Here is a 15,031-nt window from a genome sequence, read left to right on the forward strand (position 1 = left end):
TCTGTTTTCAGGAATTGCCCATGCTGTTTCATTCTGCTTCGGCGGCCGATTTTCCTTTCAGCCCGCAAAAATCGTCATTTAATGATTCTGAAACTGCTTTTTCGCTTTTTCAACGACGTAATGGCTTCCGCCGCGTTTTTTGACGTCTTGAATCATCATCGCGATCAAGAGGTCTTTCTTTTTATAATCGTAACCGACAAACCAGCCGTTTTCTTTGCCGTCTTTATCTTCTTTAGACGTTTTCAGCTCGGCTGTACCGGTTTTTCCGGCTACGGTAATGCCGCTTACGGCCGGCTGATATGCAGAGCCGCGCGGATCTTCAACGACGCCTCTCAGCCCTTTTGTGATTTCTTCGGCATTGGCTTTCGACACCACTTGCTTATGCCAGATTTGCGGTGTTTTTTCTCCGTCTTTGATCAATGTCAGTTTGACGAGATTTCCGTCTGTTACAAATGCGGTATAGTCAGCCGCTAAGTGCAGCGGAGACATCAGCATCTGCCCCTGGCCGTAGCCCGTATCTCCGAGAAGGATCTCGGAATCAAGCTTGCCGTTAGCGATTGAGGACTTTTCAATCGGAAATTGGTACGGAATCTCTTCATCAAAGCCAAATGTTTTTAATCCTTTTGTAAACGCGTCCGCTCCGGCATCTATGGCATTTTGCGCAAAGTAGATGTTGTCCGATGTGATCAGCGCGTTTTCGAGATCCACTTCATTCAGGCGTTCTGATACGCGTGTGACATGGTAACCGCCCCAGCTCGAATCTTTCTGCCACTCTTTTCCGGTGATTTTTTTCTTTTCCGACGCTTTCAATGTGCCGTTTGTCAGGCCGACTGCCGCGGCAATCGGTTTAATCGTTGATCCCGGCGCATAAAGTTTGTTGAATTTCGCTGAAAACGGATTGTTTTTATCTTCATTCAGCTTTTTCCACTCTTTTCCGCTCCAGCCGAAAAGAAAGCCGTTCGGGTCATAAGACGGTGCGCTGACGAGCGCGAGGGTCTCTCCCGTTTGCGGTTCGAGGGCGACTGCCGCTCCGCTGTCGTCTTTCATAGAATCATACAGCTTCGTCTGCGTTTTCATGTCAATCGTTACATGAATATCCTGCCCGCTTTCGGCTTTCTTTTCAGCAATGACCTCACCTGTTTGCGGGACGTAAATTTTCCAGCCGGTCGTGCCGCGCAGCTTGTCTTCATATACATTCTCAAGGCCGGCGATGCCGATTTTGGAAGTATCGCTGTATTGGCCGTCTTTCGCTTTTTTCAGCTGCTCCGCTGTGATGGTTTTAATATAGCCGGTCAGATGGGCCGCTTTTTCGCCGTACGGATAGTAGCGGGAGCTGACTTTCGTTTTCGTCACGCCGTCTAGTGCGAGCAGGCTTTTGACCTTGCTTTCATCATCCGGTCTGATTTTTTGAATCGGGACATAGGAGTCGTCTTTTACCCAGCCCTGGTTCAGTTTGCTTTTGATATCGTCTTCAGAAAGGTCCAGTTTTTCAGACAGTTTTTTGATCACGCTGTCTTTATCCTTGCCGAGTTTTCCAGGGATAATGCCGATTTCCGGCACCTCGGTATTCACGGCGAGACCTTTTCCGTCTTTGTCGTAAATTTGTCCGCGCTTCGGTTCCTCATTTGCGATCTGCACGGTTTTGTCATCGGAAAGCTGTTTAAAAATAAAAGAAGGATTCCAGTCGATATTCCATGATTCTTCATCGTCTGTTTTTTCTTTTTTCAGGACGGCCGTGTTTTCAAAAGCGACCTTCCCTGCTTTTGTATCCATGCTGACTTTATAATCGATGTGCTGGAGGTCATCTTTTTTCTTATCGTCTTCGTCCTGTTTTTCGGCAGTGACTTTCAGATTTTTGACCCCTGCTTGTTCATAAATGGTTTCATATCGTTTTACAAAATCCTTTTTGGATCGTTTTTTCTTTTCATCTTGGGTGAGGCTTTGGTACATCTTATCGTAATGACCGCCGTTCCAGTCTTTTACGAAATCTTTCATTCTGTCTTCGGCCGATTCCGTTTTCGAGCAGCCGATCAAACCTATGATTCCTGCGAGTAAAAGTAATAGGTATAACCCTTTTTTCACTGTCTATTCCCCTGCCTTCCAACTGTTATTTTCTCCTAAACCAAATCAGGCTGGCAAGGATTTTTTTCTCATAGCGTTTAAAATTTTTTTGTTTTTCCGGCCGTCACGGCCCATATTCTTATACAATGTATCTATTAAAAAAAGGAGGAATTTCAGATGATCAGAGAAGCAGCCATGCTGTATGTAAAAGAAGGCCTTGAGGGGGAATTCGAAGAGGCATTCCGCCGGGCGGAGCCGATTATCGCGGGCATGAAAGGTTATCTGTCCCATTCCTTGTCCAAATGTATGGAAAAGACGCATAAATATTTGCTGCTTGTGGAATGGGAGACATTAGAAGATCATACAAAAGGCTTTCGCGGATCGCCGGAATATCAGGAGTGGAAAGCCTTACTGCACCGTTTTTATTCACCATTTCCTGTTGTGGAGCATTTTCAGGATCTATCAGACTCAGATCGCGTGAAGCGTAAAACCGATTAAGGAGATTGACCATACAAAAACGGCGGTATAGATATTGAATTTCCCGGAGCCGTCGTTTTCTTTCCGTTTTTCCTCCAGCCCCTGAATGAACATGACCGCACCGAGAAACACGAGCATAACCGGCTGTATGACAGAGGTATGTTCCGCATACGTAAATGCGGCGGCCGCAAGTATAATAATCAGCATCGCGAGTGACAGTTTTAAGGCGCGCAGCAAAGCAATCCATCCTTTCTGTTATCATTTTTTGAACACAATTCTATTTCTGTCTTTATCCCCCATTATTCTAGCGTACTTTTTGTGCGGATAGAACGAAAGTCGGACAATTTTAAGTTTGTTTTAAGGAGCACGAAAAGCGCGCTCCCCATGAAAAGGAGCGCGCGGTTTATGAGCGGGCGAGGCTTCCGTATCCGAGCCCCCGCAGGACGCATGCCATGACTTCATACCCCTTGCTGTTGGGGTGTACGCGGTCATGAGAAAGATATTCATTCATTTTTCCTTTGAAAGCGCTGTGGACGTCGGCAATTTTGACGTGCGGCGCCGATGCGAGCGTGCTGAGGTGCGCATTATAAGAGGATATCCATTTTTCTGCAATGGAGATGCCCGGGAAAGGATTGTATAAGTTGAAGACGCGGATCTCATAAGGAGACGGGTGCGGCCCTTTTAAGGCAGCGATCTTGTCTATCATCTTTTCAAAGTTCTCATGGCAGTGACTGGACACGCCGGTGAATACCGAAGCATCCGATGTTTGCTGATATGCCTGAACCGAATCAATCAAATCGTTTCCGCAGCCTGTAATCGTAATCATATCAGCAGCCTGAATCCGCCTCTGAATGTACGGCAAGGACATAAGCCCGAGAATTTCTCCCGTCTCAAGGCCTGATTTGGCAAAGATGGATACGTCGGTTATTGTCTGTAAATCTTCTGCCATCATGCGCCCGAACCGCTGGACAAAACCGGCGGAAAACGGCCCGGATCCCCTCCCCGTCGTCAAAGAATCCCCCAGCGCCGTATAAACAAGTCCCATTTACTTTCCTCCACTCGTTACTATCGATATTGTAATGTACGCGAGTGAAGAAAAATTGGCTCGGTCAATAACCCAATTTCTCAGAAATATGCTGTGCGGCGTTTTTGACCTTTTCGGTTAAATACGGCAGCCTGTCCTCTGAAAACCGGGCTTCAAAGCCGGCGATGCTGATTCCGGCAGCCACCTTACCTTCGTGATTGAAAATCGGCGCCCCGATCGCCGCCGTGTAATCTTCTAATTCCGAATAGCTGATCGTATAACCTGATTGTAAGGATCTTTCAATGGAGTGAAGCAGTTCAGCCCGATCCGTCATCGTGCCTGAGGCGATTGCGGCAAGCTTTGTCTTCTGAATGTATGTGTCAATCTCCTCTTCCGGCAGAAACGATAAAATGCTTCTGGCGCACGCTCCCGCGTACAGCGGCGACCGGCGGCCGATTGCCGTATACAGGCGGACGGTTTGGGTGCCTTCAATTTTTTCGACGTAAATGGCTTCATCCCCGTCCCTCATGATCAGCTGAACGGCCTCATCCACTTCGCTGCACAGCTCTTCCATAATCGGTTTGGCTATTTTCCTGATATCCAGACGTTCAGAGACGAGCTGGCCGAATTGTAAAAAGATCAGGCCAAGCTGATAACGGCCGTCCGCTGCCCGGGTGAGAAACCCCGTTTCCTCCAGTGAGCTTGCCATCCGGTGAACCGAGGTCTTCGGCATTTCCGATAGAGAAACCAGCTCATTTAAGCTCAGGCTCGGTTCAGTCAGAAACAAATGAAGCAGTTCCATTGATTTGATGACGGTTTTGTTTTTGTTTTCCATGGTCTTTAGCCCCTTTGTCAGATCAGCCATTCCATTTTGAGCCTTGCTTTCAGCTCCTTCAGCTGCTGTTCCTTCTCCAAAAGCAGCATTTCCGCTTCCTCCAGCGAAACGGCCCGGAACGTAATGTGTTCCCCCGGCATCGTTTGGGCGACGAGAGGAAGATCGGCGGATATGATATGCGCCATTCGCGGATAGCCCCCCGTCGTCTGTCTGTCAGCCAGCAGAATAATCGGATTGCCGTCCGGCGGCACCTGCACCGTTCCGAACGTCACGGCCTCAGATACCATTTCCAGCGGCTCCCGCAATTCAAGCGGAGCGCCCTTCAGCCGGTAGCCCATTCGGTCGGATTGAGGCGTGACCGTATATGACTCTTGATAAAAACGTAATTTTGCTTCTTCTGTAAAAGCGTGAAATTGAGCGCCTTCAAGCACTCGTATGACCGGATTTTTTTTCAGCGGCAGAAACCCTCTGCTGCTGACAGACCAATCAGGCGCTGAGAAACCATGCTGTCCGAAAGAATCGCTCAGACGGTACGCGATTGATTCCGAACATGGCGTCATACGGCCGAGCGGCAGCTCATCATCTTTTTGCAGCGCTCTTCCGCAAAAGCCGCCGATCCCCGCTCTGACATACGTGCTTTTGCTTTCCATGACGGCGGGCACGTCAAATCCCCCCGCGACGGCGAGATATGCGCGGCTCCCCAGCTTGCACGGCCCGAATGAGACGACGCTGTTTTCCTTTATCAAAACCGGTTTCCACAGAGGGGCGGGCTCCCCATTAATATGAAAGGCGAAATCCGCCCCCGTGACGGCAATAACCGCGGGTTCTGAGAACTCAAAGGAAGGCCCGGGCCCCATGAGCGTAACTTCAAGCCCCGCCTCTTTTTCTTGATTTCCGGCAAGAAGATTGGCGATGCGCAGAGAGATCGTATCCATTGCGCCGCTTCCCAATACACCGTATTTCTGATATCCCGTCCGTCCCGTGTCCTGAACCGTCGTCAAGAGACCGGGTTTTACCACTTTCATACTCATTCGGCTCCCTCCTTGATGCGGCTGTACTCCTCTGCTGTGATCCGGACGAATTTCACCGTATCGCCCGCTCTCAAAAGACTCGGCGGATGTTCTTCCGGCCTGAAAAGCCGGAGCGGGGTGCTGCCGATCAGCTGCCAGCCGCCGGGAGTGGATATCGGATACACACCGGTCTGCATTCCCGCGATTCCTACTGAACCGGCCGGGATGGACGGCCTTGGCGACGCCTTTCTCGGCGCTCTGATCCGCTCAGACATTCCTCCTAAAAACGGAAACCCCGGCGCAAATCCGAGCATATAAACGAGATATTCGCCTTCAGTATGAATGCGGATGACGTCTTCCGGGGTCAGATCGTTCATCTCAGCCACCTCTTCTAAATCGGGACCGAAATCACCGCCGTAGCAAACGGGGATTTCCATCACCCGGCGCTCTTCTTTGCGGCCGGTCATTATATGACTGAGACGTTCTGTCACTTCTTTCTTGACCAGGGCAAAAGGAGAGACGCCTTTTTTTATGTTTGAGACGGCATACACGTCATAAAAGATCGTTAAGCTTGTGAATGCCGGAATACATTCAACGAAGCCCGGAAACGGCCGTTCTTCCATACAGGCTGCCGCCGCATGCACCCGGCTGTTGACCTCTTCGCTGATGTGCCCGCCAAAGCGGATGATAACGGCGGAATCACCGTACGGCTGTATATCAAGCGCTGTATTTCCGCTATACTGCATCATTGTCATCACCTCGTTGTATTCTTTCTCACTTACAGGACAGCAAGCGATTCATTTCGTATATCGGTGATCAGCATATGCCCCGGTGAATGTGTTATTACGATATCAGGCTTTGCTTCCATGATCACTGCCTGGGGTGTAACGCCGCAGGCCCAGAATACGGGAACTTCACCTTCCCGCACCGTTACGGCATCTCCGAAATCCGGCTGATGCAAATCGCTGATGCCGATGCTTTGCGGATTTCCGATGCGGACGGGGGCGCCGTGCACGGCGGGAAAACGTGACGTGACCTGCGCCGCGCGGACTGCAAGCCTTTCCGGAATCGGTCTCATGCTGACGACCATCTTTCCTGAAAACGGGCCCGCCGGAACACAGTCAATATTTGTTTTATACATGGGAACGTTCACGCCTTCATCGATGTGCCTGATTGGAATGTGCTGATTGATAAGGGCCTGCTCGAATGAAAAACTGCAGCCGATCAAAAACCCGACATAATCATCCTTCCAATACGGCGTAATATCCGTTACCTCTTCAGTAAGCACGCCATGCCGATAAATCCTGTATTTCGGAAAGTCCGTCCGGATATCAGCTCCCGGCGCCGCTATTGCCGGAACAGGTGAACCCGCATCCGTCACATCAAGCACCGGACAAGGCTTTTGATTACGCTGGCAGAATAAAAGAAAATCAAAGGCAAGATCCTTTTGCAAAACGACGAGATTGGCTTGTGCGTAAGAAGCGGCCAACCCCGCCGTCGGCCCGGTCATCTGCCCTTTCCTGATAAGCTGTCTGACTTCTTCGGGACTCGTATCTCTCATATGGTTTTTCATATCATCAGCTCCATAGCTGCGGCATTTGCGAGAATAATGTATAGATGCCCATAACCGCCATGACAACCACTACGATCGCCCCTGCAATCGTGAGCCAGATCGGATGCTTGTAATCGCCGACGATTTTTTTCTTATAAGCGCCCAACAGAATCATCGCTAATGCAAGCGGCAGAATTAAGCCGTTAAGCGAACCGACCGCGACCAGAATTTTGGCAGGCTGGCCGATCGTGACAAAAATAAGAGTGGATACGATGATAAAACCGATAATTACGCCATGTGAGTGCTTTTCGATTTTTGCCGAAAACGATTTGAAGAATGACACCGATGTATAGGCGGCGCCGATGACAGACGTGATAGCGGCAGACCACATGATGACGCCGAAAATTTTATAGCCGACATTTCCCGCCGCAAGCTTGAACACAGAAGCCGCGGGATTATCAGGATCGATGCGCAGGCCCTTTGAAACGACGCCGAGCACGGCGAGAAACAGGGCAATCCGCATAACAGATGTAATCAAGACGCCCGTGATGGAGCTTTTCGTCACCTGAGGAATGACTTCCTTCCCTTGGATGCCTGAATCAAGCAAGCGGTGGCCGCCGGCAAATGTAATGTATCCGCCGACCGTACCGCCGACAAGCGTCACGATTGCCAGCACACTGATATGATCAGGCATAAAAGTTTTCACAACGGCGTGTCCGACCGGCGGAGCCGTCGTTACGGCAACATACACCGTCAATACGATCATGACGATTCCGGCGATCTGCATAAAACGGTCCATGACTTTTCCGGCTTCCTTTATGACGAAAATCAGAACCGCAATCGCAGCGCTGATTAAAGCGCCGATCTCCGGTTTGATTCCGAATAATACTTGAAGACCGAGACCCGCGCCGCCGATGTTTCCGATATTAAACGCAAGTCCGCCGAGCACGACCAGAAAAGCAATGGCATAACCGGCGCCCGGAAGCACCATATTGGCAATCTCTTGGCCGCGCTTTCCGGAAACCGCGATAATCCGCCATACATTGGTTTGCGCGAAGATGTCCAAAATAATAGAGATTAAAATGATAAAGCCGAAGCTTGCCGCCAATGTATTGGTAAACGTGGCCGTTTGCGTCAGAAAGCCAGGCCCGATTGATGATGTCGCCATCAAAAATGTCGCGCCTAAAAGAAGCGACCATTTGCCGGAAGCCTTTCCGGCTGTTTTTTTCTTTTGCTCCATGCTGTCTTCCTCCCTCTGCTGCTCAGTCTTTTGCAAGCGCGCTGATTTGAATGTCTGCTGCTTTTAATTCTTTTTTGATTGTTTTTGCGAATGTGAGGGCGTGGGCGCCGTCTCCGTGAATGCAGACGGTGTCCGCTTTCAGGTTTACAGCTTGTCCCTTACGCGATGTCACCGTGCTGTCTTTCACCATTTGAATCACTTGACCGACCGCTTTTTTGTCATCCTGAATCAGCGCATCCGGCTCTGAACGCGGCGTCAGCGTGCCGTCTTCCTGATAGGTGCGGTCCGCAAACACTTCGCTTGCCGTCCTCAGTCCGAGTCGATCTCCCGCTTTAATCAGCTCGCTTCCGGAAAGCCCGAAAAGAATAAGTCCGGGATCAAAATGAAAGACCGCCTGAGCGATGGCTTCTGACAGGCCGGGATTGACGGCGGCCATATTATATAAAGCGCCGTGCGGCTTCACATGCTGCATCTCGACACCTTCTGCTTTTAAAAACCCTGACAGCGCGCCGATTTGATACAGCGTCAGATCATACGCTTCCTCGGGTGTAATCGCGATCTGCCGCCGCCCGAATCCCTGCAGATCGAACAGCCCGGGATGAGCGCCGATTTTCACGCCTTTTTCCGCCGCAAGCGCAACCGTTTTGCGCATCACGCTGGGATCACCCGCATGAAAGCCGCAGGCGATGTTTGCAGATGTCACATAATCCAAAATCTCTTCATCCAGTCCGATTTTATAAGCACCGAAACTCTCTCCTAAATCACAATTGATGTCAATCTGAAACATAAGCTCCCTCCTGTATTGTAAACGTTTTATTTTATTATCATTCCGATATTCGGAACGATTATTCCGAATTGTTGAATTTCTCTTCATTATATTTAATTCTGACAGGTTTGAACATCCTTTTGTCAGAAAACCTACCATGGACCTAGTCACAAATCTGACAAAAAAAAGAGAGCCTCATGCTGAGACTCTCTTTTTTTCTATTATAACACCCAGTGGCGGATCGCTTTGGCGACCCCGTTTTCCGTGTTGACATCAGTCACCCAGTCAGCTGTTTCTTTCACGATGTCCTGCGCGTTCCCCATGGCGACGCCGACACCCGCTTTTTCAATCATGGCAATGTCATTCAGACTGTCACCCATGGCCATCACATTTTCCATCGTGAAGCCGAGTTTTTCCGATACCTTCGCCAGCGCAGCCGCTTTGTTGATACCGAGGGCATTGACTTCGATGTTGATCGGACTTGAGTTTGTGATTTCGAGCTCCTTGTATTCTTTGAGCTCTTTCAGCACCTCATTCCGCACTTCGTCATCCTCGATTTCGAAACCGAACTTGAGCCACTGATGATCCGTAATCGTTTCCGGGAATTCCCCTCTCCACACTCTATCGACGGTAGAAGCCCAGAAATTCGTGTTGTGCTTATTCCTCAGATCCCATAATTTTTGAATATGATCGGTATGAAGAAGCTTGCGCTCAACCAGCTCAAAGTTGGAATCCCAGATTTCGCTGCCGTTTGCCGTGATTAAAAAGGATGACAGCTCGAGAGACTCAGCCAGTTCGCGGCAGGTCATCAGTGTGCGTCCTGTGCTGATGACGACGTGAATTCCTTTCGCCTCCGCTTCCTTGATCGCCCGCCGGTTTTCCTCCGGGATGAGCTGCTCGTCATTGAGCAGGGTTCCGTCCATATCAATCGCGATCAATTTAATATCTGCGTCTTCTCTTTGTATCGGCATATATGTACCTCACTTTTTATATTGTAGTCGTCTCTATTTTAATACATATGACCCACAGGAACAAAAAACCGCTTCCTGCGTTTGGCAGGGCGAGCGTTGAGGAAAAGAAATATTGAGGTGATGGAGGATGAAAGAAAGAAAACAAAAGAATAAACCGAATGAAAATCCTGAACATCATGATTTAACCGATCCGATTCCGCTGGAAGAGCTGAAGGAAAACGCCAATGACGAAAAACACAAACATGACCAAAGGGACAATTCACAAAGTGAAAGAGATTATGATACAAAATAACACGCTTGTCCGAAAGCCGCCGCTGGAGGCGGCTTTTTTTACGATGGCTGGATAAATATGCTGAGCTCCGCTTCCGCCACAGGCTTCCCGGCAACGGACGCTTTCGCCCGGCCGAACACAAAACCGCGTCTGATTCGCGTGACCTCAAAAAAAAGATCCAGACGGTCTCCCGGCAAAGCGGCACCTAACCTTTCCGCTTTCTTCACCGCGGATAAGAGACCGAGACCGTCACCGCCGGTAATTCCCGCGCAAGCCGCCGTTTGGGCCATTGCTTCAACGACGAGCGAAAATGGCATCTCTTTTTGGGATTCAGTTATAAACCAGTCATTTTCACTGATGTTTTTGTAAGCAGCCGCCCATTTTCCGGCTTCACTGTTCGTCGTGCCGTCAATCAAAAGAAACGGAAAACGATGGGGCAATAGCGTCTGATTCATCACGCAGCCTCCCTTCCCTCTCATTATAACGCAAGAAAAAACCCGCGTCCCCCCCGACGCAGGTTCATTTTTATTGATTGAGCTTTTTGAGCACGATGCCATGCAGCGGTTCATGCGGCTGAATACCGCAAATGTCTTGAAGAACGCCGCTCGTGCCTTTTTCCGCGATAAGCTTTTGCAGCTCAACCGCTTCCGGATCATCCTGATAGTCAAAGCGCAGGGCGGCGGCGATACCTTCCGCCAGCGCGTTCGGTTCTTTTATTTTTTTGGCCGGCCCTACTAATCTGTCATTCGCTCCGAGTTTTCTGAGCGGTGATCTGGCGACTCTTGTCACATCATCCGTGATGTATTCATTTTCAAAGCGGCCGATGATTTTTTTCATGTACTGCTCATGTTCGGATTGCTTAAAGCCGTACGCTTTCACCAAGTACTCGCCCGTTTCTGAAAGTGCATCGTACACGACACGCCGGATTTCCGGATGGCCGATGGCCTCTTTGACGGTTTTTAATCCGCGCTGATAGCCGACATACGCCGTGACGGCATGCCCGGTATTGACGGTAAACAGCTTTCTCTCAATGAAAGGCGTAAGATCATCCGTAAACAACGCGCCTTTAAGTACCGGCTGATCGCCGGCAAAGCCGGTTCTGTCTATGACCCATTCAAAAAACGGTTCTACGGATACTTTCAGCGGATCTTCATGGTGCTGAATCGGCACGATCCGATCTACCGCAGAATCCGGGAAGCCGACTGTCCGGTTCACGAGTTCCCGCTCCGCTTCCGTCAAATGTCCGAAAACTTCTTTTTTCAGAAAACTGCTGCCGCCGATCATATTTTCACAGGCAATGATATTGAGAGGCTCAGAGGACGTTCTGCGCTTCAGACCTTCCGCGATGGACGGGGCGATGAGTCTGAGAACGTTCGGGCCCACCGCCGTCGTAATGATCGCCGCTTCATTAATCAGCCCGTACAGCTCTTGTTCTTGCACCGCGCTGTTGATGGCTGAAACGGGGCCGATGATTTCTGTCCGCCTGCCGCCGTCGGCAAGCTCCACGGTATATTCCTTCTTTTCATTGAGAAGGCTGACCATCGTTTCATTCACATCAGCGAAAACTACGTCATAGCCGGAATGATGGAGCAGGGCGCCGATAAAGCCCCGCCCGATGTTTCCCGCTCCGAAATGAAGGGCAATCATGTCAGTTCACCTCGCTGAAAATAGCGGCCAGTTCTTCTTCCGTCTTTGCACTGATCAGCCGTTCGATGTTTTCTTCCTCTGAGCAGATGATGGCGATGTTTGACAGGATGTCTAAGTGTTCATTGTTTTTTCCGGCGATACCGAAAACGACCTTTGCCGTATTGCCTTCACCATATTCCACACCGTCCGGAATCTGGATGACGGAAATGCCTGAATGAAGCACCTCATCCTTCGCATCTTCCGTTCCGTGCGGGATCGCAATGAAATTCCCCATGAACGTGGATGATGTTTCTTCACGTTCGAACATTTTTTCCACATAGCCGTTCTTCACGTAACCGTTATCAATCAACGTCTGTCCCGCCAGGCGGATGGCATCCTCTTTTGAGTTCACTGTCTGGTTCAGTTTGATGTTCGCTTTAGCCAATACTTCCATGATGAAGATCCCTCTTTCTGTTTGATTAGTTTTTAAGCTTTTCAATCAGTTCATCGTATTTCGGGCTGTTTAAGAAATTATCAACCGAAATGTGCACCGCCTGCGGCAGCTTCGCTTTCGCGCGGTCAGTCAGGTCCTTATGCGTAATGACGATATCCGCGTCATTCGGAAGATTATTGATCGACGTATTTGTCACATCAATATCCAGGTCTGCTTTTTTCACTTTGTTTCTTAAAATGGAGGCGCCCATTGCGCTCGATCCCATACCCGCGTCACATGCGAAGATAATGCGGCTGACTTGGTCAGCGGAAATATCAGCGGCGCTGTTTTCCGGCTCTTCCTCTTTGTCTGCCAATGCGGCCGCCGCTTCACTTTTCCTGCCTTTCATTTCCTGCATTTTTTCCGCCGCGGCTGTCAAATCTTCTTCGCCCGCTTTAGACGATTTCAGAATAAGCGCCGAGACGATAAACGATACGGCCGCGGCAACGATGACGCCCGCCAGCACGCCGAGATAGCTTCCTTTCGGCGTCAGCGCCAAAATAGCGATGATGCTTCCCGGAGATGATGCGGCGACAAGACCCGCGTTAAAGATCGAGAATGTAAGCAGTCCGCTCGCTCCCCCGGCAATCGCCGCGAGGATCAGCATCGGTTTCATTAAAATGTAAGGGAAATAGATTTCATGAATCCCCCCGAAGAAATGAATGATGGCCGCTCCGGGAGCCGTCGATCTTGAAGAACCTTTCCCAAAGAATATATATGCCAGTAAAATACCGAGTCCCGGCCCGGGGTTCGCTTCCACTAAGAACAGAATGGATTTACCCGCTTTGGCGGCCTGCTCGATTCCGATCGGACTTAAAATGCCGTGGTTGATCGCGTTATTCAGGAACAGGACTTTCGCCGGTTCTACGAAAACGCTTGCAATCGGCAGCAAATTCGCGTGGACAATGACTTCCACACCCGCCGCCAGCAATTTGTTAAGAGACAGGACGACCGGGCCGATCGCATAAAACGCGATAATCGTCAGCACTGCGCCGATAATTCCCGCCGTGAAGTTGTTGATCAGCATTTCAAAACCCTGTCTGACTTTATCTTTAAACACACGGTCTAATTGTTTAATGAGATAACCGCCCAAAGGCCCCATAATCATTGCCCCTAAGAACATCGGAATGTCCGCTCCGACAATGACTCCGATGGCGGCCGTCGCTCCGACGACTCCCCCGCGGTGATCATAGATCATTTTTCCGCCCGTATATGCGATTAAAAGCGGCAGAAGATACGTAATCATCGGGCTTACCAATGTATTCAGCTGCGGATTCGGAAACCATCCCGCCGGAATAAACAGCGCGGTGATAATTCCCCATGCGATAAATGCGCCGATATTCGGCATGATCATACCGCTTAAATAACTGCCGAACCGCTGTATCTTCACTTTCATGCCAGCTTGCTGTTCTTGCTGCATGTTCATTCCCTCCCTGTTTGCCTGCCTTCAGATGAAAATAAATAAGACACGGGGTTTCTCTCTCCCCTGTGTCTTCATCATAAAACGCTTACAATCCCCATTCAATGAAAAGTAAAGAGGAGTTTGGCACAGAGACTGTGACAAATCCTTAACAAAAAAAAGACACCTCATCAAAGGTGTCTTACCGCTTTCTGTATATAATGTGTCCTTTTGTGACGACGAGCTTGGCAATGAGCCGCTCACTGACAATAAACACCGGATACGCACATACGAGCGCGAAAATGGCGGCCGGCACATACCGCGCTGCCGGAAACATCGGCATGACGGCGGTTCTGGCCATCTGCACAAGATAAATCAAAAGCACCGTGATCGCAATAGCCGCAGCCATAATCGGAGCTGATACTTTATATTCACGCAATTTCACATGGCAATGCCCGCACTGAAACTGGCACGGGATCATCGATGATCTGACCATGTCGCCTGTAATCGGCTTGCCGCAGTTCGGGCAGGTCGTTTCTTTCATGTTTATTCCTCCATTCAACTCTTCTATTATAACAGAGTCTGACTGCGTGTTTTACATTTGTGATTGTTCAACATTTTTTCACATATTTTATCATCAGGCTCTTGTGTGCATTTGTGAAAACATCTACTCTTAGAAGGAGGTTCATCACTCATTCGCATAAAAAGGAGGATGCAGAATTGCTTCCGATTCACAGACAGCAAACCTTGCTTGAATGGCTGAAAGAAGAGGGCGCGCTGAAAATCTCTGACATAAGCGAGAGATTCGGCGTCTCCGAGATGACCGTGTACAGAGACGTCAATCAGCTGGCGGATGCAAACCGGATTATCCGGACACCCGGCGGCATTACGCTCCCTCCCGCTTCAGAACGAAGCGCCAATCAATGCGGCTATTGCCTGCGGCCGATTCAGCATTCGTATTCTGTTCAGCTTATTACCGTTTCACAAACCGTTGAGCAGATGTGCTGCATTCATTGCGCGATTTTGCGGTATGAGGATAAAAAGGAAGAAGTGTCCCACGTCATTTGTAAGGATTTTCTTCTCCAGACGACACTGACGGCCGCTTCCGCATACTTTTTAGTTCATGCCGATATTGACCTTCACTGCTGCCGGCCTCAGGCGATTCCCTTCTCAACGCTTGATTACGCAGAACGGTTTCAAAAAGGATTCGGCGGGGTCATTTGCACCTTTGACGAGGCGGCGGACATCATCTTACACGACAGGCAGAAGGGATGCACCTGCAGCAAGACATAACAACAACCAACCG

At 49.7% G+C, this 15,031-nt stretch carries 18 protein-coding genes; 3 read left to right on the top strand and 15 right to left on the bottom strand.

Annotated features, from left to right (window positions below; translation table 11 throughout):
- Positions 1–78 precede the first annotated feature (78 nt).
- Positions 79–2,082 (bottom strand): penicillin-binding transpeptidase domain-containing protein, encoded by a 2,004-nt coding sequence (locus G9F48_RS17310; protein ID WP_165409861.1) that lies wholly within the window; start codon positions 2,080–2,082, stop codon positions 79–81.
- Between the two features lie 156 nt (positions 2,083–2,238).
- On the opposite strand from G9F48_RS17310, the gene G9F48_RS17315 reads away from it, so the two are divergent.
- Positions 2,239–2,559 (top strand): antibiotic biosynthesis monooxygenase family protein, encoded by a 321-nt coding sequence (locus G9F48_RS17315; RefSeq protein WP_003156282.1) that lies wholly within the window; start codon positions 2,239–2,241, stop codon positions 2,557–2,559.
- On the opposite strand, the gene G9F48_RS17320 is transcribed toward G9F48_RS17315, so the two are convergent.
- The 9 genes from G9F48_RS17320 to G9F48_RS17360 form a co-directional block, all read right to left on the bottom strand.
- Entirely contained in the window at positions 2,530–2,745 is a 216-nt protein-coding gene (locus G9F48_RS17320; protein WP_369719110.1) for a YczI family protein, read from the bottom strand. The genes G9F48_RS17315 and G9F48_RS17320 overlap by 30 nt on opposite strands.
- Positions 2,746–2,941: 196 nt before the next feature.
- The gene (locus G9F48_RS17325) at positions 2,942–3,583 is read right to left on the bottom strand and encodes a GDSL-type esterase/lipase family protein (RefSeq protein ID WP_165409862.1); all 642 of its coding nucleotides are present in this window, start codon (positions 3,581–3,583) and stop codon (positions 2,942–2,944) included.
- Positions 3,584–3,647: 64 nt separating this feature from the next.
- Positions 3,648–4,397, bottom strand: a complete 750-nt coding sequence (locus G9F48_RS17330; RefSeq protein WP_003156285.1) for an IclR family transcriptional regulator — start codon at positions 4,395–4,397, stop codon at positions 3,648–3,650.
- Positions 4,398–4,414: 17 nt separating this feature from the next.
- Positions 4,415–5,422 (bottom strand): 5-oxoprolinase subunit C family protein, encoded by a 1,008-nt coding sequence (locus tag G9F48_RS17335; protein ID WP_156736012.1) that lies wholly within the window; start codon positions 5,420–5,422, stop codon positions 4,415–4,417.
- A 2-nt stretch (positions 5,423–5,424) separates the two neighbouring features.
- Entirely contained in the window at positions 5,425–6,156 is a 732-nt protein-coding gene (gene pxpB, locus G9F48_RS17340; protein WP_012116821.1) for a 5-oxoprolinase subunit PxpB, read from the bottom strand.
- Positions 6,157–6,185: 29 nt separating this feature from the next.
- Positions 6,186–6,980 (bottom strand): putative hydro-lyase, encoded by a 795-nt coding sequence (locus G9F48_RS17345; protein WP_165409863.1) that lies wholly within the window; start codon positions 6,978–6,980, stop codon positions 6,186–6,188.
- Between the two features lie 4 nt (positions 6,981–6,984).
- Entirely contained in the window at positions 6,985–8,199 is a 1,215-nt protein-coding gene (locus tag G9F48_RS17350; RefSeq protein WP_063174370.1) for an NRAMP family divalent metal transporter, read from the bottom strand.
- 22 nt (positions 8,200–8,221) lie between these two features.
- Positions 8,222–8,986, bottom strand: coding sequence for a 5-oxoprolinase subunit PxpA (locus G9F48_RS17355; protein ID WP_063174369.1), 765 nt, complete (start codon positions 8,984–8,986; stop codon positions 8,222–8,224).
- A gap of 200 nt (positions 8,987–9,186) precedes the next feature.
- Positions 9,187–9,936, bottom strand: a complete 750-nt coding sequence (locus G9F48_RS17360) for a Cof-type HAD-IIB family hydrolase (protein ID WP_003156292.1) — start codon at positions 9,934–9,936, stop codon at positions 9,187–9,189.
- Between the two features lie 127 nt (positions 9,937–10,063).
- Between G9F48_RS17360 and G9F48_RS17365 the strand changes: the two genes are divergently transcribed.
- A complete protein-coding gene (locus tag G9F48_RS17365) occupies positions 10,064–10,228 on the top strand; it encodes a hypothetical protein (RefSeq protein WP_003156294.1) in 165 nt (54 codons plus the stop codon).
- Between the two features lie 38 nt (positions 10,229–10,266).
- Here G9F48_RS17365 and G9F48_RS17370 read toward each other — a convergent pair whose 3' ends face one another.
- From G9F48_RS17370 to G9F48_RS17390, 5 genes are all read right to left on the bottom strand, one after another.
- Positions 10,267–10,662 (bottom strand): 3-hydroxyacyl-ACP dehydratase FabZ family protein, encoded by a 396-nt coding sequence (locus G9F48_RS17370; protein WP_121984525.1) that lies wholly within the window; start codon positions 10,660–10,662, stop codon positions 10,267–10,269.
- A gap of 70 nt (positions 10,663–10,732) precedes the next feature.
- Positions 10,733–11,854 (bottom strand): mannitol-1-phosphate 5-dehydrogenase, encoded by a 1,122-nt coding sequence (locus tag G9F48_RS17375; RefSeq protein WP_121984526.1) that lies wholly within the window; start codon positions 11,852–11,854, stop codon positions 10,733–10,735.
- Between the two features lies 1 nt (position 11,855).
- Positions 11,856–12,287 (bottom strand): PTS sugar transporter subunit IIA, encoded by a 432-nt coding sequence (locus G9F48_RS17380; RefSeq protein WP_012116817.1) that lies wholly within the window; start codon positions 12,285–12,287, stop codon positions 11,856–11,858.
- 25 nt (positions 12,288–12,312) lie between these two features.
- On the bottom strand, positions 12,313–13,752 hold the full coding sequence (locus G9F48_RS17385) for a PTS mannitol transporter subunit IICB (RefSeq protein WP_165409864.1): 1,440 nt from the start codon (positions 13,750–13,752) through the stop codon (positions 12,313–12,315).
- Between the two features lie 175 nt (positions 13,753–13,927).
- On the bottom strand, positions 13,928–14,269 hold the full coding sequence (locus G9F48_RS17390; RefSeq protein ID WP_003156306.1) for a hypothetical protein: 342 nt from the start codon (positions 14,267–14,269) through the stop codon (positions 13,928–13,930).
- Positions 14,270–14,445: 176 nt separating this feature from the next.
- Here G9F48_RS17390 and G9F48_RS17395 point away from each other — a divergent pair, with 176 nt between their 5' ends.
- Positions 14,446–15,018, top strand: coding sequence for a DeoR family transcriptional regulator (locus G9F48_RS17395; RefSeq protein ID WP_024084889.1), 573 nt, complete (start codon positions 14,446–14,448; stop codon positions 15,016–15,018).
- Positions 15,019–15,031 lie beyond the last annotated feature (13 nt).

The sequence above is a fragment of the Bacillus sp. EKM420B genome, assembly GCF_011065565.1.
In the GTDB taxonomy this organism is placed as follows: domain Bacteria; phylum Bacillota; class Bacilli; order Bacillales; family Bacillaceae; genus Bacillus; species Bacillus velezensis.

Coding starts and splice junctions, on each gene's coding strand:
- pxpB (WP_012116821.1), bottom strand. CDS start 6,156: ATGATGCAGTATAGCGGAAATACAGCGCTTGATATACAGCCGTACGGT.
- G9F48_RS17320 (WP_369719110.1), bottom strand. CDS start 2,745: ATGCTGATTATTATACTTGCGGCCGCCGCATTTACGTATGCGGAACAT.
- G9F48_RS17360 (WP_003156292.1), bottom strand. CDS start 9,936: ATGCCGATACAAAGAGAAGACGCAGATATTAAATTGATCGCGATTGAT.
- G9F48_RS17370 (WP_121984525.1), bottom strand. CDS start 10,662: ATGAATCAGACGCTATTGCCCCATCGTTTTCCGTTTCTTTTGATTGAC.
- G9F48_RS17325 (WP_165409862.1), bottom strand. CDS start 3,583: ATGGGACTTGTTTATACGGCGCTGGGGGATTCTTTGACGACGGGGAGG.
- G9F48_RS17365 (WP_003156294.1), top strand. CDS start 10,064: ATGAAAGAAAGAAAACAAAAGAATAAACCGAATGAAAATCCTGAACAT.
- G9F48_RS17380 (WP_012116817.1), bottom strand. CDS start 12,287: ATGGAAGTATTGGCTAAAGCGAACATCAAACTGAACCAGACAGTGAAC.
- G9F48_RS17345 (WP_165409863.1), bottom strand. CDS start 6,980: ATGAAAAACCATATGAGAGATACGAGTCCCGAAGAAGTCAGACAGCTT.
- G9F48_RS17330 (WP_003156285.1), bottom strand. CDS start 4,397: ATGGAAAACAAAAACAAAACCGTCATCAAATCAATGGAACTGCTTCAT.
- G9F48_RS17385 (WP_165409864.1), bottom strand. CDS start 13,752: ATGAACATGCAGCAAGAACAGCAAGCTGGCATGAAAGTGAAGATACAG.
- G9F48_RS17390 (WP_003156306.1), bottom strand. CDS start 14,269: ATGAAAGAAACGACCTGCCCGAACTGCGGCAAGCCGATTACAGGCGAC.
- G9F48_RS17355 (WP_063174369.1), bottom strand. CDS start 8,986: ATGTTTCAGATTGACATCAATTGTGATTTAGGAGAGAGTTTCGGTGCT.
- G9F48_RS17375 (WP_121984526.1), bottom strand. CDS start 11,854: ATGATTGCCCTTCATTTCGGAGCGGGAAACATCGGGCGGGGCTTTATC.
- G9F48_RS17335 (WP_156736012.1), bottom strand. CDS start 5,422: ATGAAAGTGGTAAAACCCGGTCTCTTGACGACGGTTCAGGACACGGGA.
- G9F48_RS17350 (WP_063174370.1), bottom strand. CDS start 8,199: ATGGAGCAAAAGAAAAAAACAGCCGGAAAGGCTTCCGGCAAATGGTCG.
- G9F48_RS17315 (WP_003156282.1), top strand. CDS start 2,239: ATGATCAGAGAAGCAGCCATGCTGTATGTAAAAGAAGGCCTTGAGGGG.